The sequence below is a fragment of the Azospirillum brasilense genome, assembly GCF_001315015.1.
In the GTDB taxonomy this organism is placed as follows: domain Bacteria; phylum Pseudomonadota; class Alphaproteobacteria; order Azospirillales; family Azospirillaceae; genus Azospirillum; species Azospirillum brasilense.
Genome location: NZ_CP012914.1, coordinates 2,645,792 through 2,666,031 on the forward strand (window position 1 = coordinate 2,645,792; position 20,240 = coordinate 2,666,031).

The 20,240-nt window shown below is 69.9% G+C and carries 19 protein-coding genes; 11 read left to right on the forward strand and 8 right to left on the reverse strand.

The genetic code is table 11. The annotated features are described in order from the left end of the window. Positions 1-13: 13 nt before the first annotated feature. Complete coding sequence (locus AMK58_RS12280; protein WP_059398937.1) at positions 14-1,348, reverse strand: DUF2336 domain-containing protein; 1,335 nt, start codon at positions 1,346-1,348, stop codon at positions 14-16. Beyond that, positions 1,345-3,039, reverse strand: a complete 1,695-nt coding sequence (locus tag AMK58_RS12285) for a sensor domain-containing diguanylate cyclase (protein ID WP_035671267.1) — start codon at positions 3,037-3,039, stop codon at positions 1,345-1,347. Before AMK58_RS12285 ends, AMK58_RS12280 begins: the two co-directional genes overlap by 4 nt. Positions 3,040-3,232: 193 nt before the next feature. On the opposite strand from AMK58_RS12285, the gene AMK58_RS12290 reads away from it, so the two are divergent. The 4 genes from AMK58_RS12290 to AMK58_RS12305 all read left to right on the forward strand — a co-directional run bounded on the left by AMK58_RS12290 (position 3,233) and on the right by AMK58_RS12305 (position 6,703). Next, positions 3,233-3,904 (forward strand): pyrimidine 5'-nucleotidase, encoded by a 672-nt coding sequence (locus tag AMK58_RS12290; RefSeq protein ID WP_035671264.1) that lies wholly within the window; start codon positions 3,233-3,235, stop codon positions 3,902-3,904. 138 nt (positions 3,905-4,042) lie between these two features. Further along, the gene (gene dapD / locus AMK58_RS12295) at positions 4,043-4,885 is read left to right on the forward strand and encodes a 2,3,4,5-tetrahydropyridine-2,6-dicarboxylate N-succinyltransferase (RefSeq protein ID WP_035671218.1); all 843 of its coding nucleotides are present in this window, start codon (positions 4,043-4,045) and stop codon (positions 4,883-4,885) included. 19 nt (positions 4,886-4,904) lie between these two features. Further along, the gene (dapE, locus tag AMK58_RS12300; protein WP_035671215.1) at positions 4,905-6,086 is read left to right on the forward strand and encodes a succinyl-diaminopimelate desuccinylase; all 1,182 of its coding nucleotides are present in this window, start codon (positions 4,905-4,907) and stop codon (positions 6,084-6,086) included. A gap of 47 nt (positions 6,087-6,133) precedes the next feature. Then, a complete protein-coding gene (locus tag AMK58_RS12305) occupies positions 6,134-6,703 on the forward strand; it encodes a hypothetical protein (RefSeq protein WP_035671212.1) in 570 nt (189 codons plus the stop codon). Positions 6,704-6,814: 111 nt separating this feature from the next. On the opposite strand, the gene cobT is transcribed toward AMK58_RS12305, so the two are convergent. Further along, positions 6,815-7,843, reverse strand: coding sequence for a nicotinate-nucleotide--dimethylbenzimidazole phosphoribosyltransferase (cobT, locus tag AMK58_RS12310; protein WP_059398938.1), 1,029 nt, complete (start codon positions 7,841-7,843; stop codon positions 6,815-6,817). 177 nt (positions 7,844-8,020) lie between these two features. Between cobT and cobS the strand changes: the two genes are divergently transcribed. Genes cobS through AMK58_RS12325 form a run of 3 tightly spaced genes read left to right on the forward strand, consistent with a single transcriptional unit; the run spans position 8,021 to position 9,969 of the window. Continuing rightward, entirely contained in the window at positions 8,021-8,800 is a 780-nt protein-coding gene (cobS, locus tag AMK58_RS12315) for an adenosylcobinamide-GDP ribazoletransferase (RefSeq protein WP_059398939.1), read from the forward strand. Further along, positions 8,797-9,423: a histidine phosphatase family protein gene (locus AMK58_RS12320; RefSeq protein WP_035671199.1), complete on the forward strand. Its 627-nt coding sequence runs from the start codon at positions 8,797-8,799 to the stop codon at positions 9,421-9,423. The genes cobS and AMK58_RS12320 overlap by 4 nt, the downstream gene beginning before the upstream one ends. A gap of 36 nt (positions 9,424-9,459) precedes the next feature. Continuing rightward, on the forward strand, positions 9,460-9,969 hold the full coding sequence (locus AMK58_RS12325; protein ID WP_014239309.1) for a pyridoxamine 5'-phosphate oxidase family protein: 510 nt from the start codon (positions 9,460-9,462) through the stop codon (positions 9,967-9,969). A 132-nt stretch (positions 9,970-10,101) separates the two neighbouring features. Here AMK58_RS12325 and AMK58_RS12330 read toward each other — a convergent pair whose 3' ends face one another. The 3 genes from AMK58_RS12330 to AMK58_RS12340 all read right to left on the reverse strand — a co-directional run bounded on the left by AMK58_RS12330 (position 10,102) and on the right by AMK58_RS12340 (position 12,933). After that, positions 10,102-11,229, reverse strand: a complete 1,128-nt coding sequence (locus tag AMK58_RS12330; protein WP_035671195.1) for a UDP-3-O-(3-hydroxymyristoyl)glucosamine N-acyltransferase — start codon at positions 11,227-11,229, stop codon at positions 10,102-10,104. A gap of 80 nt (positions 11,230-11,309) precedes the next feature. After that, positions 11,310-12,146, reverse strand: coding sequence for an ABC transporter permease (locus AMK58_RS12335; protein WP_051140081.1), 837 nt, complete (start codon positions 12,144-12,146; stop codon positions 11,310-11,312). Beyond that, a complete protein-coding gene (locus tag AMK58_RS12340) occupies positions 12,133-12,933 on the reverse strand; it encodes an ABC transporter ATP-binding protein (protein ID WP_035671192.1) in 801 nt (266 codons plus the stop codon). The genes AMK58_RS12335 and AMK58_RS12340 overlap by 14 nt, the downstream gene beginning before the upstream one ends. Before the next feature lie 120 nt (positions 12,934-13,053). Here AMK58_RS12340 and AMK58_RS12345 point away from each other — a divergent pair, with 120 nt between their 5' ends. Both AMK58_RS12345 and AMK58_RS12350 read left to right on the forward strand, forming a co-directional pair. Next, positions 13,054-14,385 carry an ActS/PrrB/RegB family redox-sensitive histidine kinase gene (locus tag AMK58_RS12345; protein WP_035671189.1) on the forward strand — a complete coding sequence of 444 codons (1,332 nt, stop codon included), beginning with the start codon at positions 13,054-13,056 and terminating at the stop codon, positions 14,383-14,385. 14 nt (positions 14,386-14,399) lie between these two features. Beyond that, positions 14,400-14,984 (forward strand): ActR/PrrA/RegA family redox response regulator transcription factor, encoded by a 585-nt coding sequence (locus tag AMK58_RS12350; RefSeq protein ID WP_014239303.1) that lies wholly within the window; start codon positions 14,400-14,402, stop codon positions 14,982-14,984. A gap of 77 nt (positions 14,985-15,061) precedes the next feature. Here the strand turns inward: AMK58_RS12350 and AMK58_RS12355 are convergent, their stop codons facing one another. Together AMK58_RS12355 and AMK58_RS12360 are read right to left on the reverse strand one after the other, a co-directional pair. Next, on the reverse strand, positions 15,062-15,253 hold the full coding sequence (locus AMK58_RS12355) for a YgaP family membrane protein (RefSeq protein ID WP_035671186.1): 192 nt from the start codon (positions 15,251-15,253) through the stop codon (positions 15,062-15,064). Between the two features lie 77 nt (positions 15,254-15,330). After that, entirely contained in the window at positions 15,331-16,023 is a 693-nt protein-coding gene (locus tag AMK58_RS12360; RefSeq protein ID WP_051140080.1) for a Crp/Fnr family transcriptional regulator, read from the reverse strand. Between the two features lie 225 nt (positions 16,024-16,248). Between AMK58_RS12360 and AMK58_RS12365 the strand changes: the two genes are divergently transcribed. Together AMK58_RS12365 and AMK58_RS12370 are read left to right on the forward strand one after the other, a co-directional pair. Next, positions 16,249-18,522 (forward strand): GumC family protein, encoded by a 2,274-nt coding sequence (locus tag AMK58_RS12365; protein WP_035671184.1) that lies wholly within the window; start codon positions 16,249-16,251, stop codon positions 18,520-18,522. Positions 18,523-18,671: 149 nt separating this feature from the next. Then, positions 18,672-20,117 (forward strand): flippase, encoded by a 1,446-nt coding sequence (locus AMK58_RS12370; RefSeq protein WP_035671182.1) that lies wholly within the window; start codon positions 18,672-18,674, stop codon positions 20,115-20,117. The last annotated feature ends 123 nt before the right edge of the window (positions 20,118-20,240 follow it).

The following is a 20,240-nucleotide window of genomic DNA, read 5'->3' on the forward strand; positions in this document are numbered from 1 at the left end:
TGGTGGCGCGGCGTCAGACTTTCTCCTCAACTCCGAAGAAGGCGAGCTGCCAGCGCATCTCGTCGTCGGACATCGGGTAAAGGACGCCTTCCTTTGCCATAAGCGCGGTTTTTGGCGGAATCTGGGCGATGCGCAATTGCACCTGCCGGGCGAAGCGCATCGACAGGCCGCAGCGCCACACCAGCGAGGTGACGGCGCGCGGGGCGTGGGTGCCGATGATGCGGTCGATGATCGGCATGGGAAGCTGCGCCAGTTCGCCCAGCCCGGCCAGGACGAAGGCGCGGTCGCCCTCCGCCAGCGCGCCTTCCAGCAGCTTCTCCGTCAGCTTGCCTTCCTTGTTCAGCCGGGCCGCCTTGTCGGACGGGCGTTCGGCCGCCTTGTCCTTGTCGCCCGGCAGATGGCCAAGCTCCTCCTCCCCGAAATCGACGAGGCCGCGGGCCACGCCGGCTCCACCACCGCCGTTGCCCCCGGCCCCGCGGTTGACGCGCGCCCGCACGCCCTCGGCCAGGGCGCGGGCGGCGGCGGGGTCGAGGTCGGTGCGCTCCCGCAGGACCTTCAGCAGGTTGTCGGCGACGAAGCTTGCCAGACGCGCCACGGCGCGGGCCGGCAGGCGCGGCCGGCGCACCAGCGGGGCGTGCCAGGGCTCGTGCTGCGGCGCCTGATCGAGGATGCGGTCCAGCGTCTCCTCGCGGATCTGGGCCGAGGGGTTGGCGAGCAGAGCGGTCATCGCCGCCTCGTCGTCGGACCGCGCGATGGCGTCGGCGACGGAAGCCGAGATCTGCTTGCGTCCGGCGATGGCCGAGAGGGCGCCGGCCACCGGCCCGCGCATGATGATGTCCGACAGATCCTCGTCGGTCAGGATCGGCGAGAATTGCAGGACCGGGGCGCAGACCGACAGTTCCACATCGCGGGCCAGCGTGTTGATGACGCCGTGCGGCGCGCCGGGCAGCTCCTTCAGCGCTTCCGACAGGATGCCGCGCACCTCCGTCGCTTGGTCGCGGGCCAGCGCCTCCAGGCACTCCAGCGTCAACCGCTCGATCTGCGACGCCTGGTCGGCGGACAGGTCGGGCAGCAGCCGGGCGACCTTCTGGGCCAGGGCACCGCGCACCGCGACCTCCCGGTCCTTGGCCAGCATCAGGTCGGCCTGCCGCGGCGTTCCGGCGTTGGTGGCGATGGCCTGACGGACCTCCGTCACCGCGTCGGCGGCCAGGAAGTAGAGGAGTTCCGGGCGGGTCTCGGGCGACGCGGCGACGCGGCGGCGCACCGCCGGGTCGGCGCTGCGCGCCATCTGCTTGGCGGCCTCGTAGTCGGCGGGATCGAGAAGCTGGGGATCGTCGCAGGCGGTCATGGGGACGCCTCCGCCGCCACGGCGGTGTCCATGGGGACCGGGGCGACGGCGTAATGGCCCTTCCCGCGCTTCTTGGCGTCGTACATCGCCGAGTCGGCGCGGTCGGTCAGTTCCTGCAGGGTCTCGCTTCCCACCTGGTGGACGGCAATGCCGATGGACAGCCCCAGCGGCTTGTCCGGCCCGGCGGAGAGGTGGCGCAGCGCGGCCATGCCGGCCAGCAGCCGTTCGGCCACCGCCACCGCCTGCGCCTCGTCGGTGCGGCCCAGCCACAGGACGAACTCGTCGCCGCCCAACCGCCCCGGCAGGTCGCCGGGCCGGACGCCGTTGGTCAGCAACCCGCCGATGGCCATCAGCACGGCATCGCCCTGCTGGTGACCGTGCAGGTCGTTCACCGCCTTGAAGTTGTCGAGGTCCACATAGAGCAGCGCGGACGGCCCGCTGTCCGAACGGCCGAGCACCTCCTCCAGCCGCTCGAAGAAAGTGCGGCGGTTGAACAGGCCGGTCAGCCCGTCGCGCTCCGACAGACGGCGCAGCCGCTCCTGATAGGCCAGATGCGCGTGGGCGATGCCGATGTGGTCGGCCACGCCGGACAGCAGCATCCGATCCTCCTCGTCCCAGGGATCGGAATCGTCACCACGCCAGACCACCACCGCACCGTTGACGGCCTGACGGTGCTCCGTCCGGGCGGCCAGCAGCCGGTTCGCCCCCAGGGTCAGCTCCTGCGCGTCCTCGCCGGCGGCGATCTCCTCCAGAACCGGCCGCGACAGGTCGGACAGCAACTCCTCCGGGATCTCCGCGGCGAAATCGGCGGCGGGACGCAGGGTGCCCGTTTCCGTCGCGCGGTAGATGCGGCAGCCGTCGGCGCCCAGCGCGCGGGCGGTCTCCACCGCGGCGACGCGCAGCGCCTGCTGGGCGTCGAGCTGGTCGCGCAGCGTGTGGACGATGTGGGCGAGCATCTTTTCGCGGTTGCGCACCCGCGCCAGCTCGGCGGAGCGCAGCACCTGCTCCGTCGTTTCCCGGCAGACGCCGCGCGCCCCAACCCAGTCACCCTGCGGCCCGAACAGCGGCACCGCCGACACGACGAAGCAGGCGGGCAGGTCGTCCACCCGCTTCAGCCACAACTCCGCCTGATCGACGGGACGGCGGCTGTCGAACGGCAACGGCAGGTCGCCCCACTCGGTCACCGCCAGATCCTTGGGGTTGCGACCAATCAACGCATCGGGGGTGTAACCCAGCGCGCCCTTGGGCGTGACGAAGACGAATCGCCCGTCGCTGCCTGTTTCCCAGGCAAAATCGCTCGAAACCTCGACCAGATCCTTGTAGCGGCGGCGCGACTCGATCAGCGTCTGGCGGAGCTGCCGCTCCAGCGTGGCGTCGCGTCCGAGCAGCAGGATGTCCCCATCGGGCAGCGGCGTGGCCGCCCATTCGACGATCATCACGCCGCGCGGCAACTCCACCGGAAGGGAGCGCAGGCCCGGCGCCACGCTGCAGGTCGCCAGCCAGCCCTGGATGTCCGCCAGCCAGCGCCCGCCGGCAGACAGCAACTCGTCCGCGGCGGCGTTCGCGGCGGCAACCGCGTGAGCGGAATCCAACCGGATCGCCGGACCGGGGAAGGCGGCCAGAAGCGTGGAGGTCGGAAGGGGGCCGGGCGGATTGACCGGCGGAACGTCGGATGTTGGGTCTGCGGACACGGTGCGAACCTGAGACTGCGCGGCGCGGAGTATACCGGAAAAATGCGCAACCATCCTGAATCTTTCTTCAGGCGGTCCGGGTAGCTGCCATACGCAACCTCCCATTGAGCCCGCCACCGCGCGCGAACGGAATCGGGCCGTGCGGCGAAGCGGCTTGCGGGCGGGCCGGCGAACCCCCATTGTTCAGGCCATGATGGCTTCCCTTCGCGACACCGGGGTCTGGATCTTCGACCTCGACAACACCCTCTATCCCGCCTCCTGCAACCTGTTCGCCCAGGTGGACCGGCGCATCGGCGATTTCATCGCCGGGCATTTCGGCATCACCTACGAGGAGGCGCGCGTCATGCAGAAGCGCTTCTTCCGGGAGCACGGGACGACGCTGCGCGGCCTGATGGTGGAGCACGACGTCGATCCGGTGCCCTTCCTGGATTACGTCCACGACATCGACGTCAGCCCGGTGGCCCCCTGCCCCGGCATGGCGGACGCGCTGAACCGGCTGCCGGGGCGCAAGATCATCTACACCAACGGCTCCGTCCGCCACGCCGAGAACGTGACGCGGCAGCTGGGCATCGACGGCTGCTTCGAGGCGACCTTCGGCATCGTCGAGGCCGGCTATGTGCCCAAGCCCGACCCGCGCCCCTACGACATCCTGGTGGATCACTACGACATCGACCCCGCCCGCGCCTGCATGGTGGAGGACATCGCCCGCAACCTCGTCCCCGCCCACGCCCTGGGCATGACGACGGTCTGGGTGCGCAGCGAGGCCGACTGGTCCCGCCCCGACGAGGGTGGAGTCGGCACCGGCAGCCACATCGACCACACCGTGGACGACCTGCCAGCCTGGCTGGAGGAGATCGCGGGCTGAGCGGCGGCCGCAAGGCCCCTCCTCCACCCAGTGGAAACCCTTTAAGGACAAGGCAACGTTGACAAGGCAACGTTGACAAGGCGGCGCGGCCCGGCCCATGTTCCGAACCCTCGAACAGACAGCCCAGCGAATGCCGCCATGAGCCACGCCAGCCTCGAATCCGCCGTCAACGCCGCGTGGGAAACCCGCGACACCCTGAACGCTTCGACCAAGGGCGCCGTCCGCGACGCCGTGGAGGAGGCCCTGTCCGGCCTCGACTCCGGCGACCTGCGCGTCGCGCAGAAGACGGACGCCGGCTGGGTCGTGAACCAGTGGCTGAAGAAGGCGGTCCTGCTGTCCTTCCGCCTGAACGCCAACGAGACGATCCCCGGCGCGCCGGGCGGCGCCTCCTGGTACGACAAGGTGCCGCCGAAGTTCGAAGGCTGGTCCGAGGCGCAGTTCCAGGCCGCCGGCTTCCGCGCCGTTCCGGGTGCGGTCGTCCGCCGCTCCGCCTACGTCGCGCCGAACGTCATCCTGATGCCCAGCTTCGTCAACGTCGGCGCCTATGTCGACAGCGGCACCATGGTGGACACCTGGGTCACCGTCGGTTCCTGCGCGCAGATCGGCAAGAACGTCCACCTGTCGGGCGGCGTCGGCATCGGCGGCGTGCTTGAGCCGCTCCAGGCCAACCCGGTCATCATCGAGGACGATTGCTTCGTCGGCGCCCGCTCCGAGGTGGTCGAGGGCGTGATCGTCGAGCGCGGCGCCGTACTCTCCATGGGCGTCTTCATCAGCGCCTCGACCAAGATCATCGACCGCAACACCGGCGAGGTCTTCGTCGGCCGCGTCCCGGCCTACTCCGTCGTGGTGCCGGGCACCCTGCCGGGCAAGCCGCTGCCCGACGGCACGCCGGGTCCGGGCCTCTATTGCGCCGTGATCGTGAAGCGCGTGGACGAGCAGACCCGCGCCAAGACCTCCATCAACGACCTGCTGCGCGACTGACGCCGGGGAAAACGCCACGATGAGCACCGCCGCCGCCGCTCCCTCCTTCGACCCCTGCGATCCCGTCGCGGTGGCGCAGGCCCTGATCCGCTGCCCCAGCGTGACGCCCGAGGACGGCGGCGCTCTGGGCGTTCTGGAGGCGGCGCTGGCGCCGCTGGGCTTCGTCTGCCACCGCCTGCGGTTCGAGGAGGAGGGCACGGCGCCGGTGGACAACCTCTACGCCCGTCTGGGCACGGAGGGGCCGAACTTCTGCTTCGCCGGGCACACCGACGTGGTGCCCCCCGGCGAGCTGAAGGGTTGGTCCATCGATCCCTTCGCCGCGGAGATCCACAACGGCCGCCTCTACGGCCGGGGTGCGGTGGACATGAAGGGGGCGATCGCCGCCTTCGTCGCCGCCGCGGCCCGCCACATTAAGGAAGGCGGCGCGCCCAAGGGCTCGATCAGCCTGCTGATCACCGGGGACGAGGAAGGGGTCGCCATCAACGGCACCCGCAAGGTGCTGGACTGGATGCAGGCCAAGGGTGAAAAACTCGATGCCTGCGTGGTCGGGGAGCCGACCAACCCCAAGGCGCTGGGCGACATGATCAAGATCGGGCGGCGCGGCAGCATGACCGCCTTCCTGACCGTCCACGGCGCGCAGGGGCATGTGGCCTACCCGCATCTGGCCGACAACCCGCTGCCCCGGCTGGCCCGCATGCTGGCCGCCATCACGGCTGAGCCGCTGGACGCCGGCACCCCGCATTTCCAGCCGTCGAACCTGGAGCTGACCACCATCGACGTGGGCAACCCGGCGCACAACGTCATCCCGGCGCAGGGCAAGGCGACGCTGAACATCCGCTTCAACGACCTCCACACCGCCGACACGCTGCTGGCGTGGCTGCGCGAGCGCCTCGACGGGGTGGGCGGCTCCTACGAGCTGGACCATTTTGTGTCGGGCGACAGTTTCCTCACCCCGCCCGGCCCGCTGACCGAGCTGGTGGCGGACGCCGCGGAGCGCGTCACCGGGCGCCGTCCCGAATACTCGACGACCGGCGGCACGTCGGACGCCCGCTTCATCAAGAATTTCTGCCCGGTGGTCGAGTTCGGCCTCGTCGGGCAGACGATGCACAAGGTGGACGAGCACACCACGCTGGACGACCTGACCCGCCTGACCGACATTTACGGCGAGGTTTTGCGGAACGTCTTCGACCGGATCGGTTGACGTAAGGCTTCCTCCGCCCGTTCCCACCACCCTCCGGTGACCGCAACATGCCGCTGACCGCCCGGGACGTCGCCACCTCCGTCTTCGGCGCCTATCGTCTGGCCCGGTTCGACCCCACCGGATTGCAGCATCTGGACCGCACCCCCGAAGGGGCGTGGAAGTCCTTCTACGCCGCGGTGATCGTCGCCCCGGCCTGGACGCTGCTGCTGGCGATCCGGCTGTGGGGCCAAGTGCCGGACACGCCGCTGTTCCAGCTCGTGGTGGTCGAGGCCATCGCCTACGTCATCAGCTGGACGGCCTTCCCCGTGGTCATGCACGGGGTGAGCGGGCTGCTCGACCGGCAGAACCGCTACATCGATTTCCTGTGCGCCTACAACTGGTCGTCGGTCGTGCAGATGGGCATCTATCTGCCGGTGGTGATCCTGGCCGCCACGGGGATTCTGCCCGGCCCGATCTCAGAAGGGCTGGTGTTCGGCATCATGCTGGCGATGCTGACCTACCAGTGGTTCGTCATGCGCACGGCGCTGGACATCTCCGGCGTCGCGGCGGCGGTCCTGGTGCTGCTGGACCTGTTCCTGTCGGCGCTCATCACCGATTTCGCCGACGGGCTCTTGTAGCGGCGCTTGCCCCCTCCCTAACCCTCCCCCGCTTCGCGGTGGAAGGGATCAAGCCCCCTCTCCCGCGCAAGCGGGGGAGGGCCGGGGAGGGGGCAAGAACGCTTGCCCGCCTCACACCCCGCGGGTGCTGACGCCCGCGTCGGCGAAGGTCGCCATGCCGGCGTGGCAGGCGCAGGCCGACTTCACGATGTTGATCGCCAGCGCCGCGCCCGAGCCCTCGCCCAGACGCATCCCCAGATCGAGCAGCGGCTCCTTGCCGATGGCGGCCAGCAGATGGTCGTGGCCCGGTTCGACCGAGCGGTGGGCGACCATGCAATGGTCGAGCGCCCGGCGGTCGGCCTTGAACAGCACCGCCGCCGCCGCCGTGCAGGCGTAGCCGTCGAGCAGCACCGGCACCCGCGCCATGCGGGCGGCCAGGATGGCGCCGGCGATGGCCGCCAGCTCATAGCCGCCGAAGCAGCGCAGCGCCTCGAACGGGTCGTCCTTGGCCTGCGGGTTGGCGGCCAGACCGGCCTCGACGGCGGCGACCTTGCGGGCCAGCCCCTCGTCGTCCACGCCGGTGCCGCGGCCCGTCCAGTCCTTGGCCTCGCCGCCGAACAGCGCGTGGCAGAGCGCCGCCGCCGCGGTGGAGTTGCCGATGCCCATCTCGCCGAGCGCCAGAAGCTGGACGCCCGTCTCCACGGCCATCATGCCGTAGGCCATGGCTTGGCAGCAGTCCTCCTCGCCCATCGCCGGCTTCTCGGTGAAGTCGGCGGTGGGGGTCTCCAGGTCCAGCTCGTAGACGCGCAGGTCGGCGTCGGCCACCTCGCAGAGCTGGTTCACGGCGGCGCCGCCGTTCTGGAAGTTCTGGACCATCTGGGCGGTCACCGCCGCCGGGTAGGCCGAGACGCCGCGGGCGGCGACGCCGTGGTTGCCGGCGAAGACGGCGACGCGCGGGCGGCGCACCTCCGCCGGGTGCTGGCCCTGCCACGTCGCCATCCACTGGGCGATCTCCTCCAACCGGCCGAGCGCGCCCGCCGGCTTGGTGAGCTGCCGTTCGCGCTGGAGGGCCGCCGTGCCGGCGTCGAGGTCCGGCCCCGGCAGGTTGCGCACCAGCGCGCGGATTTCCTCGAAGGTGATGGCGGGCTGCGTGTTGCTCATGGCGAAGGGTCCTGGCGCTGACGGCAGAGGATGCGGTGAAGGGTAAACAGTGGAAAAAGCGGCGCGACCTTGGACCATTCCCGATCCGCTGTCAAAGCGCCTCTCGTCCGGTCTGTCATCCGTTGTTGGGCTGTTATCCGTTGCGGCGGGCCTGGGGTTGCCGTACTCCGAAGCGCCATGTCCGCAGATTCCCCCGCCCCGCCCGTCTCCAACTGGATCGCCGATCTGGCGCTGGCCGTCGTCTTCCTGACGCGTCTGCCGCTGCGCCTGTCCGGCCCGCTGGCCGGGGACGCCCACGCCCGCGCCATGGGCTGGTTCCCGCTGGTCGGCGCCGGGGTCGGGCTGTGCGGCGGCGCCGTCTACGGACTGGCGGCGCTGGCCCATCTGCCGCCGCTGCCGGCGGCGCTGCTGGCGCTGGGCGCCATGGTCTGGCTGACCGGCGCCCTGCACGAGGACGGGGCGGCGGACGTCGCCGACGGCTTCGGCGGCGGGCGCGACAAGGCCCGCAAGCTGGAGATCATGCGGGACAGCCGGGTCGGCAGCTACGGCGTGCTCGCCATCGTCTTTTCGGTCGGCGTCCGCGCTTCGGCGCTGGCGGCGCTGGCCGAGCCGCGCATCGTCATCCCGGCCCTGCTCGCCGCGGGCGCCCTGTCGCGCGGCGGCATGGCGGTGATCGCCCGATTCATGGCCCCGGCCCGTGCCGACGGCCTCGCCGCCCGGCAGGGACGCCCGTCCCCCGGCACGTTGGCCCTGTCGCTCGCCTTGGCGCTGGCCGTGGCCGTGACGGCGCTGAAGGGGCTGGCGCCCGCCGCGATTCTGGCGGCGATCCTGGCGGTCGCGGCGGTGGCTTGGCAGGCGCGGCGGCAGATCGGCGGCCACACCGGCGACGTGTTTGGCGCCGCCCAGCAGGTGGCGGAGGCCGCCGTTCTGCTCACCCTGGCCGCGACTGTTGCATGAAGAACACTCGCTGGTGGCTCATCCGCCACGCTCCCGTCCCGAATCCGGGAAACGTGATCTACGGACGGAGCGATCCCGCCGCCGACACCGGCGATTCCGACGCACTGGCGGCGCTGGCGGCGCGGCTGCCCCCGCAGGCGGTCTGGGTGACCTCGCATCTGCACCGCACCCGGCAGACGGCCGCGGCGCTGCGGCTGCCCAGCAGCGACATGGCGCTGGTCGAGCGGGCTCTGGCCGAACAGGATTTCGGCCGCTGGGAAGGGCTTTCCCACGACGCCGTGGCGGAGCTGCACCCCGAGGAGGCCCGCCGCTTCTGGAGCGATCCCGCGGCCGAGGCCCCGCCGGACGGCGAGAGCTTCGCGGCGGTGATGGAGCGGGTGGCCGGCGCCGTTGCCCGGCTGACCGACCTCTACGCCGGGCGCGACGTCGTGGCGGTGATCCATGGCGGGTCGATCCGCGCGGCGCTGGCGCTCGCCCTGGACCTGACGCCTCAGGCGGCGCTGCGGCTGGCGGTGGCGCCGCTCTCGCTGTCGCGGATCGACCATTACGCCAACGAAGGGGACGGCTTCTGGTCGGTCGCGGCCATGAACGCGCTCGGAACCTTTCCGGGCAGCGGGCGTTGACCGGACTCCGTTGGGCTACCAATAGAGGGTCAGACCATGGCAAGAAGCGCTGACGATCGCGAGGCCGCCGAGAAGCTCTGGGGCATGATCAAGGGCGTCCGCATCTGCATGATGACGACGCTGGATGAGAACGGCATTTTGCACTCCCGCCCGATGGCCACCCTGCCGCACGCGGGATTCGACGATGGAACCTTGTGGTTCTTTACCCGGGCCGACTCGCCGAAGGTCCATGAACTGAAGACGCACTGGCGCGTCAACCTGTCCTACGCCGACCCCGACAAGCAGGATTACGTGTCGGTGTCCGGTGTGGCGGAGACGGTGCGCGACCGCGACAAGATCCGCTTCCTGTGGCGGGACATCCTGTCCACCTGGTTCCCGCAGGGGGTGGACGACCCCGATCTCGCGCTGTTGAAGGTCAGCGTCGATCAGGCGGAATATTGGGACAGCCCTTCGAGCGCGATGGTCTACGCCTACGGCTATGTGAAGGCGAAGATCACCGGCGAGCCGCCGAAGCCGGGCGATCACGCGAAGATCGCGTTCCAGTAGGAGCATCACAGGGGGCAGCGTTTGCCCCCACCCTTCCCTCCCCCGCTATCGCGGGGGAGGGAGTCATCTCCCGCGAACCTCTTCCCTCCCCTGCGAGAGCGGGGGAGGGTCAGGGTGGGGGCAAGTGCTCCCTTACTTCTCCTCGACCGCCGGCTTCCCACCGCCATCCAGCGCCCCGACCCGCTTCTTCAGGTCGGTCACGTCCGCGTGCATCCGCTTCAGCCGGGCCAGCCCCTTGTACTGGTCGAAGGCGCGGTCGCGCGGTACCGCCGGGTAGCCCATGTAGACGGCCTTGGCCGGGATGTCCGTCCCCACACCGGAATTCGCCGCCACCACCGCGTCGTTGCCGATCTTCACATGGTCGGCCACCCCAACCTTGCCGGCCAGCACCACGCGGTCGCCAATGGTCGTGCTGCCGGCGATGCCGACATGGCCGCACAGCATGCAGTTGGTGCCGATCTGCACGTTGTGGCCGATCTGCACGAGGTTGTCGATCTTGGTGCCGGAGCCGATGCGGGTCGCCGTGATGGTGCCGCGGTCGATGGTCGCGTTCGCCCCAACCTCCACGTCGTCGCCGAGGATCACCGTGCCGATGGAGTTCACCCGGTGGATCAGCACGTTGGTGCCGACCACCTTGCCCGTCGCCTTAGCCGACTCCACGCTGCCCGGCTCCGGCGTCACGAAGCTGAAGCCGTCGTTGCCGACCGCGGCGTTGGGGTGGATGATGCAGCGCTCGCCCATCACCACCCGCTCGCCGATGCGGGCGCCGGGGTGCAGCAGGCAGTCCTTGCCGATCAGCGCCTCCGCCCCGACCGTGACGTGCGGCATGACGATCACGCCCTCGCCCAGCACCGCCCTCGGCCCGACATAGGCGAAGGGACCAACCGACACGCCCGCGCCCAGGATGGCCTCCGGCGCCACGAAGGCGGTGGGGTGAACCCCCGGCTCGGCGTGGACCGGCTTCTCAAAGACCGTGGTCAGGCCGGCCATGGCGAAGCGCGGGCGCTTCACGACGATCCAGCCCTTCAGGTTGGCCGGCACCTCCGCCCCCTCCGCAATCACGGCGGCGACGGCCTTGCCGTTGGTCAGCAGCTCCGTCAGGCCCTTATCCATGGCGAGCGCCAGATCCTCCGGCCCCTCGGCCTCCGACGGGTGGACGGCGCGGGAGATTTGCAGGGTGCCGTCGCCCTCCAGCACCGCGCCCAGGGCGGCGGCGATCTCGGCGAGGGTGACCGGGGCGGCGGGGGAAACGGGAGTCATGGCGGGGCTCTGGCTGTCGGTCCGAAGAGGCCGGGACGCTAGCACGGCGGGCCGGTGCTGGCGAGGGCCAGCGCTTTTTGTCATTCCCCGGTCTGCAGCAGCGCCCCGCGCACCCGCGCCTGATGGAAGGAATAAAGGAAAGCCGCCGTGCACAGCCCCATGAACAGCGCGTTCAGCCCCACCGCCCAAGCCAGATGGTCCCAGCGCATCGTGCCGTCGAACAGGATGGCGCGCATCCCTTCGAAGACGTGGGCGGAGGGCAGCGACAGGGCGACCCATTGCAGCCAGCCCGGCAGGACGCTGACCGGGTAGTAGACGGCGCTGACCGGGGCCAGCATGAAGACGACGATCCAGGCCAGCCCTTCCGCGCCCATGCCGTAGCGCAGGATCAGCGCCACGATGACCAGCCCCAGCGACCAGCCGAAGACGATCAGGTTGGCGAAGAAGCCGGCCAGCGGCAGCCCCAGGTCGAACAGCGAATAGCCGAACAGCGGGATCGCCAGCAGCGCCGCCGGGACGACGCCGATGATCGTGCGGATCAGGCTCATCCCGAACAGCGCCGCCACCCATTCGCCGGGGCGCAGCGGGCTGACGAAGAGATGGCCCAGGTTGCGCGACCACATCTCCTCCAGGAAGGAGACCGACACGCCGAGCTGCCCGCGGAACAGCACGTCCCACAGCAGCACGGCGCTGACCAGCACCCCCGCCCCCTGCGCCACCCAGGCGCTGGAGGAGGCCATGAACTGGTTGATGTAGCCCCACAGGATCATCTGCATGGTCGGCCAGTAGGCCAGCTCCAGAAAGCGCGGCCAGGAGCCGCGCAGCAGATACCAGTAGCGCAGCACCATCGCCCCGACCCGGCGCAGCGAGAAGGCCGGATTCGGGTGAACCATCGCAGCGGCGTCACTCGGCAGCATCGGCGGCCTCCCGGCTGACATTCTCCGCGCCGGCGCGGTCGCGGGCGATGTCGAGGAACACGTCCTCCAGCGAGGTCCGGCCATAGCGGGCCAGCAGCCCCGCCGGCGACCCGCGGTCGACGATCCGCCCCTGGCGCATCATCAGCACGTCGTCGCACATCCGCTCCACCTCCAGCATGTTGTGGGAGGCGAGCAGGATGGTGGCCCCCGACTCCAGGCGGTAGCGCTCCAGATAGGTGCGGATCCAGTCCGCCGTGTCGGGGTCGAGCGAGGCGGTCGGCTCGTCCAGCAGCAGAAGCTCCGGCCGGTTGAGCAGCGCCTTGGCCAGCGCCACCCGCGTCTTCTGCCCGGCCGACAGCCCGCCGGAGGGACGTTCGAGGAAACGGGTCAGCTCCAGATGCTCGGCCAGCTCCTCGACCCGCCGCTTCACTCCCCTCAGCCCGTAGAGATGGCCGTAGACGGTCAGGTTCTCCCGCACGGTCAGCCGGTGCGGCAGCTCCACATAGGGCGACGAGAAGTTCATGCGGGGCAGCGCCGCGTGGCGGTGGCGCACCATGTCCACCCCCAGCACCTCCACCGTGCCGGAGGTCGGCAGCAGCAGCCCGAGCAGCATGGAGATGGTCGTCGTCTTGCCGGCCCCGTTGCCGCCGAGAAGCCCGGTGACCGACCCCGCCGCGACGGTGAAGGAGATGCCGTCCACCGCGGTGACCTCGCCGGACCGGGCGGTGCCGTAGCGTTTGGTCAGGTTCACGGCCCGGATGGCGTGCTGTTTTGCGCATTGATCCATAGGCGGAGAATATGGCCGCTTGGCGCGCAAACGCCAGAGTGGCAAAACAGCACCGACAAATCGGCCAAGCGCCCCGATACGAAGCCGCGGCGACAGCGGCCCTTGCTGGAAAGCCCGCCCATGACCGTGACCGCCGCTTCATCCCTTCGCCACGCCATGACGCACGCGGGCCGACCGGGTCCGGCCCAGTGGACCAACCTGGACGGGCGCGTCACGTTGCGCACCCTGATCCTGATCCGCTGGATCGCCGTGATCGGGCAGCTCGCCACCGTGGCGACGGTGCAGCTCGTCATGGGCTTCCCGCTGCCGCTGGGGCCGGTGCTGGCGGCCATCGGCGCCTCGGTCCTGCTGAACCTCGTGGCGATGGCCCAGCGCGGGGGGCGGCTGCGGCTGGCCGACCGCGACGCCGCGCTCTATCTCGGCTACGACATGCTGCAGCTCACGCTGCTGCTCTATCTCACCGGCGGCCTCGCCAACCCCTTCGCCATCCTGCTGCTCGCCCCGATGACCGTGGCCGCGGCGATCCTGTCGCGCTACAGCGTGGTCCTGCTGACCGGGCTCAACCTCGTCTGCCTGACCGTGCTGGCGATGTGGCACTTCCCGTTGCCCTGGCCGGAGCCGATGCCTTCGGTCGCCCCGCTCTATGCCTTCGGCATCTGGCTGTCGCTGTCGGTGTCGGCCGGCTTCATCAGCGGCTACGTCTTCCGCGTGGCCGAGGAGGCGCGGCGCTTCGCCAACGCCCTGTCGGCCTCGCAGGTGGCGCTGGCGCGCGAGCAGCGGCTGTCCTCGCTGGGGGCGCTGGCCGCCGCCGCCGCGCACGAGCTGGGGTCGCCGCTCGGCACCATCGCGGTGGTGGCGAAGGAGCTGCTGCACGACATGCCGCCGGACAGCCCCTTCACCGAGGACGTGGCGCTTCTGCAAAGCCAGGTGATGCGCTGCCGCGAGATCCTGGCGGAGCTGGCCCGCAAGCCGGAGGCCGACGGCGGCGACCCGTTCGAGCGGCTGCCCCTGACCGCGCTGGTGGAGGCGGCCGGCGCGCCGCACCGGCTGGGCCACATCCAGTTCACGGTCGAGCGCAGCGACGGTTCCGTGGGCGAGGAGCCCATCGTCCGCCGCAGCCCGGAGATCATCCATGGGTTGGGCAACTTCATCCAGAACGCCCACCAGTTCGCCGGCGGGCGGGTGACGGTCGCCGCGTCCTGGGACGCCAAGTCGGCGACCGTGGTGGTGATGGACGACGGGCCGGGCTATCCCGCCCATCTGCTGAGCCGCATCGGCGAGCCCTACCTGTCCGCAAGAAGCGAGCGGTCGGGCCATATGGGGCTGGGAATCTTTATTGCACAAACGCTGCTAGAGAAAACGGGCGCCCTTGTAGCCTTTAGCAATAACCGTAGCGGCGGCGCGCGAGTTGTCGTACGTTGGGACCGTGGTGTCTTAGAACCAGAGGACTAGTGGTGGATAGCGCGATGACCACGGACGAGAGTCCAACGGGCGAAACCGCCAAGCTGACGTTCACGGGTGACGTTACCCGCAGCCTCCTCATCGTCGACGACGACGCGCCTTTCCGAACCCGCCTTGCGCGCGCAATGGAAAAGCGCGGTTTCAACGTGGTCGCCGTGGACAGCGTGCAGCTCGGCATCGACGTCGCCCAGGAATCGGCGCCGGCCTTCGCGGTGGTCGACCTGCGGCTGGCCGATGGCAGCGGCCTGGACGTGGTCAAGACCCTGCGCGACGCCCGCCCCGACGCCCGCATCGTCATGCTGACCGGCTACGGCAACATCGCCACGGCGGTCGCCGCGGTGAAGGCCGGCGCGGTGGATTACCTGCCGAAGCCGGCGGACGCCGACGCCGTGGAATCCGCCCTGCTGGCCGATGGCCGCCCGCTGCCCTCGCCGCCGGAAAACCCGATGTCCGCCGACCGCGTGCGGTGGGAGCACATCCAGCGCGTGTTCGAGCAGTGCGACCGCAACGTCTCCGAAACCGCCCGCCGGCTGAAGATGCACCGCCGCACCCTGCAGCGCATCCTGAACAAGCACGCCCCGCGGGGGTGACGCCGGTCACTTGACCATGAACGAGAAAAGGCCCCTGTCCTTGCGGAGAGGGGCCTTTTCCTTTGGGGCGTGGCGGATCACCTCTTGATCGCGCAACTCCTGATGCCGAACAGGCTGTAGGCCGGGCAGAAGCCGACCACCGCGGTCAGCAGCGGGACGAGGCCGATCCAGCCCCAGGGGGTCTGCGGCCCGACGAAGACGAGGGCGATCAGGACGAGGCCGACGATGGCGCGCAGCGCGCGGTCGATGGTGCCGACGTTGACGGGCATGGGTGCACCTTAGGGGTTGGGGTGGGCGGTTGGTGCGCCCATTCAAGCCCCTTTCCGCCTGCCGGTCTGTGACTCCGTCACACGCCGTCCGTGCGCTCCAGCGCCAGCAGAGCGCCGGGATCGCACACCCCGACGCGCCCGCGCGACAGTTCCACCAAGCCGCGCCGCTCGAACTCCTTCAACTGGCGGCTGACCACCTCGCGCGCCGTACCCAGCTCGACGGCCAGTGTCTGGTGAGTGGTGTCCAGCCCGCCGCGGGCGTCGCGATGGTCGACCAGGAAGCGGGCCAGCCGCAGGTCGATGCGCCCGAAGGCCACCTCCTCCACCAGCATCATCATGCCGAGCAGACGCGTGCCGAAGGAGGCGAAGACGAAGTCGCGGAACACCGCGGACCGCGCCAGCAGGTTGTGGAAAGCCCCGGCCCCGAGCGCGATGGCGTCGAGGTCGGTTTCGGCCACGCCCTCGGCGCTGTAGTCGGCGCGTGTCATCAGGCAGGCGGTGGTCAGGATGCAGGTTTCGCCCGCCCCGACGCGGTAGAGAACAATTTCCCGCCCGGTCTCGGCGGTCATCTGGACCCGCACCGTGCCGTCCAGCAGCATGAGAAAATTGTGGCAGAGGCTGCCGATGCGGAACAGAACCGTCCCGCGCGGCACCGCCATCCGCGTCCCCTGCGCGTGCAGAAGCGCCCCCGCGTCAGGCTCCAGCGCGGACAGCGCCGGAAACGCACCAACCCAGATACCGTCAATCTTTTCAATATGTTGCGGCAGCATGTCCGGCCCCCTTCGATCGGCGATGACCATTATCCGCGAAGGGGCTTCTCCGGTCCACCCCGCCGGTCACTCTCCCCAATGGTGACTCCGGGGAGGGTACCCAATGAGCGTGTCTTCCCCACCATATGCACTGCGGGCAGCATGAAACGGCCGGACGGTCGATGACGTTCTAGGGACCGTAACGCCCCGAACGGGGTGCCGTTCGGCATGCGAGGAGGACCCGCTTTGGCGACCCAGGACATTCAGGATCAACCCCAGCGGCGGCAGTCGGCACCGGTCCCGGGACCGGTCTCGTTTGACCTGTCGACCGCAGCGGCCAGCGCGGTGCGCCGCACCACCGGCATGCTGCTGCGCCACAAGCTGCTGATCGGGACGGTGATCGTGCTGGGGACAGGCATCGCGGGTCTCGTCGCGCTGCGCATGACACCGCTCTACACCGCCCAGACCCTGATCATGGTGGAGCACCGCAAGAACCAGGTGATGAACTACCAGGAGGTCGTCTCCGGCCTCTCGACGGAGTTGGGCGCCCTGCAGAGCGAGGTGGCGATCCTGAAATCCCCCGCCTTCGCGGAAAAGGTGGTCGACAAGCTCGGCCTGATGAACGACCCGGAGTTCAACGCGGCGCTGCGGCCCGAGCAGACCAACTGGTTCTACTACCTGAACCCGAAGAACTGGATGCCCGACTCCTGGTGGAACAGCGCCCGCGGCGACCGCCCCGAGATCACGCTGAGCCCGGAGGAGAAGACGGCCAACGAAAGGACTTCGGTCGTCAACAGCTTCATCGAGAATCTGGCGGTGCGCCCGCAGGGCCGGTCCTACGTCATTGCCGTGGATTTCGACAGCGAGGACCCGCGCAAGGCCTCCCTGATCGCCAACACCATCGGCGAGATGTACCTCGTCGACCAGCTCGACGAAAAGTTCAAGGCGGCCAAGCGCGCCACCGCCTGGCTGGAGGAGCGCATCACCGAGCTGCGCCGCGAGGCCAAGACGACCGGCGAGGCGGCGGAGAAGTACCGCGCCGAAAGCGGCCTGACCAACGCCAACGGCGAAACCACCCTGATCGCCCAGCAGCTGGCCGAGCTGAACACCAGCTACGTCCTGGCCCGCACCAAGCGGCAGGAGGCGGAGGCCAAGCTGCGCGAGGTGACCACCCTGGCGCAGAGCCCGCGCGGCGTGTCGGCCATCGGCGATGTGCTGGGGTCCCCCCTGATCCAGGCGCTGCGCCAGCAGGAGGTCGAACTTCAGCGCAAGATCGCCGACGCCGCCAACAAGTACGGCGCCCGCCACCCGACGCTGACCGCGCTGCAGAGCGAGCTGCGCGACCTGCAGGGCCAGATCAAGGCCGACGTGGGCCGCATCGTCCAGAACCTGAGCAACGAGGTGGAGGTCGAGCGGGGACGCGAGGCCGCCCTGAAGACCAACCTCGACCAGCTCCAGGCCCAGCGCAACCAGCAGCAGGAATCCAACGTGACCCTGCGCACGCTGGAGCGCGACGCCGAGACCTCGCAGACCATGTACGAGGCGATGCTGACGCGCTTCCAGGAGATCGCCGGCCAGACCGAGATCCAGCAGCCCGACGCCCGCATCGTGTCGGAGGCGGCGATCCCCCTGAACCCGTCGCAGCCCAACAAGAAGATGATCGTTCTGCTGGCCCTGATCGCCTCGGCCACGCTGGGCGTTCTGCTGGCGATGCTGCGCGAGCAGTCGGAGCGCGGCTTCCGCAGCCCGCACCAGTTCGAATCGGCGACCGGCGTGCGCTCCCTGGGCATCGTCCCGGCCATCGGGCGCCGCCGCCGCGGCACGTCGCCGGCCGACTACGCCATCGAAAAGCCGATGTCGGCCTTCGCCGAAGCGATGCAGAACCTGCGGACCACGCTGCTGCTCGCCAACCCGGACGGCCACCAGAGGGTGATCCTGTTCAGCTCCTCCGTCCCCGGCGAGGGCAAGAGTTCGATCGCCGCGGCCTTCGCCCGCATCTGCGCCAACGCCGGGCAGAAGACGATCATCCTGGACTGCGACATGCGCCGCAAGGGGCTGCACCCGATGCTGGGGCTGGAGAACCGGCACGGCCTGTACGAGGTGCTGTCCGGCGAATGCGCGCCGAACGAGGTCATCCAGACCGACCCGCGCACCGGCCTGCATTTCATCGCGTCCGGCCGCGGCTCCGCCCTGCCGCAGGACATGCTGGGCTCCAGCCGGATGCACCAGCTCATCTCGCGGCTGGCGCTGGAGTACGACCGGGTGATCCTGGACAGCCCGCCGGTGCTGGCGGTGTCGGAGGGCAAGCTGCTGGCGGCGCTGGCCGACCAGACGGTCTTCATCGTGCATTGGGGCAAGACCAAGCGGGAGACCGCCATGGCCGGGCTGAAGGAGATCGTCGAGGCGGGCGGCGAGGTCGTCGGCGTCCTGTTCTCCCAGGTCGATATCCGCCGCCACGCCCAATACGAGTTCCCGGACAGCGGGCGCTACCACGGTTACCGCCGCTACTACGCGAACTGACCGCGGCGCTTGAGAGAAGCGACGGTTTCGGGCCCCCACCCAACCCTCCCCCGCTTCGCAGGGGAGGGCTTCATCTCCTCCCCCTGCGAAGCGTGGGGAGGTCGGGAGGGGGGCCCGACACGACACGCCCACACACCCAAAAAGACCAAATGACCGCCGGACGACGCATTTTCCTGAACATCCGCGCGCTGGGGCTGGCCCGTATCGCCACACTGCTGAGCGGGCTGATCACCACGGCCTGGACCGCGCGCGCGCTCGGGCCGGACGGCTTCGGCGTGCTCGGCTTCGGCACCTCCATGCTGGCCTACGCGGCGCTGTTCGTGAATCTGGGCCTCTCCACCTACGCGGTGCGCGAGATCGCCCGCGACCGGGAGAAGGCCACCGATCTTGCGGACCATGTGCTGACCCTGCGGATGCTGCTGGCGGTGCTGGTCGGCGGGCTCTACGCCCTGTTCGTGCTCCAGCTCGACAAATCGGCGCTGGTCAAGGCGGTGCTGCTGGTTCAGGCGGTGCAGTTGCTGGGCAACGCGCTGCTGCTCGACTTCGTCTATCAGGCGACGGAGCGGATGAGCGTCATCGCGGTGCGCGAGATCGGCACGTCGCTCGGCAACATGGTCGCCGTGCTGGCACTGGTGCGCGGACCGGACGATCTGGCCGTCGCCGCCGGCATCACCGCCATCTCCTTCGTCATCAACGCCGCCCTGATGCTGGCCCGCTTCAGCCGCGATTTCCGGATGCCGCGGCCGCGGGTGGACCTCGCCAAGTGGCGGGCGATCCTGAAGACCTCCGCCCCGATGGCGGTCAGCGTCTTCGCCTGGGCGCTGTTCTCGCACCTGGATCTGGTGATGCTGGGCTTCATGGCGCCGCAGACGGAGGTCGGCTGGTACGCCGCGGTGACCAAGCTGCTGGTTCTGTCGCTGACCGCGGGGAACATCATCCTCAGCGCCTTCATGCCGCAGCTCGCCGCCGCCTATGGCGACCGCGAGGCGATGCGGGCGCGGATGCGCGACTACGCTGCGACCATCCTGTCCATCGGCGGGCTGATCGCCGCCGGCGGCTTCACGCTGGCACCGGCCATCCTGGGCACCGTCTTCGGCCCGGCCTACGCGCCGGCCGCCGACACGCTGCGCCTGCTGATGATCGCGGTGGCCATCGTGCACATCAACCTGACCATGGGCAATCCGCTGCTCGTCTGGCACCGGCAGACCGGCTACATGACCGCCATCCTGATCGGCGGGCTGACCAACGCGGCGCTGAACCTGATCCTGATTCCGCGTTACGGGATCGAGGGGTCCGCCATGGCGACGATCATCGCAGAGTTGACCGCCATGACCGGCCTCGCCTGGCTGCACCGGCGCGAGGTCGGGCAGCTCTATCTCGGAATCGCCGCGCGGGCGGCGCTGTGCGCCGCGCTCGCCATGGGGGCCACGCTGGGCTTGACCCAAGCGCTGCCGGACCTGATGGCTCCCGCTCATCCCCTGCCCGCGCTGCTGATCGGCGGCAGCGTGCTGATCGCGGTCTACGCGCTGGCGGCGCTTCTGACCGGACTGGTCCGCCCGTCGCGGCTGCGCCGGCTGATCGTGGCGGCGGCATGATCCGCCCGCCTCATCCCGAATCCCGAGGGACGCCGACCGGACGCGCCCTTGCCGCCGGTCCGGGGTACCACGAACAAAACAATGCTCGATCAACGGCATAGCCAATTCACGCCACCCCGAACG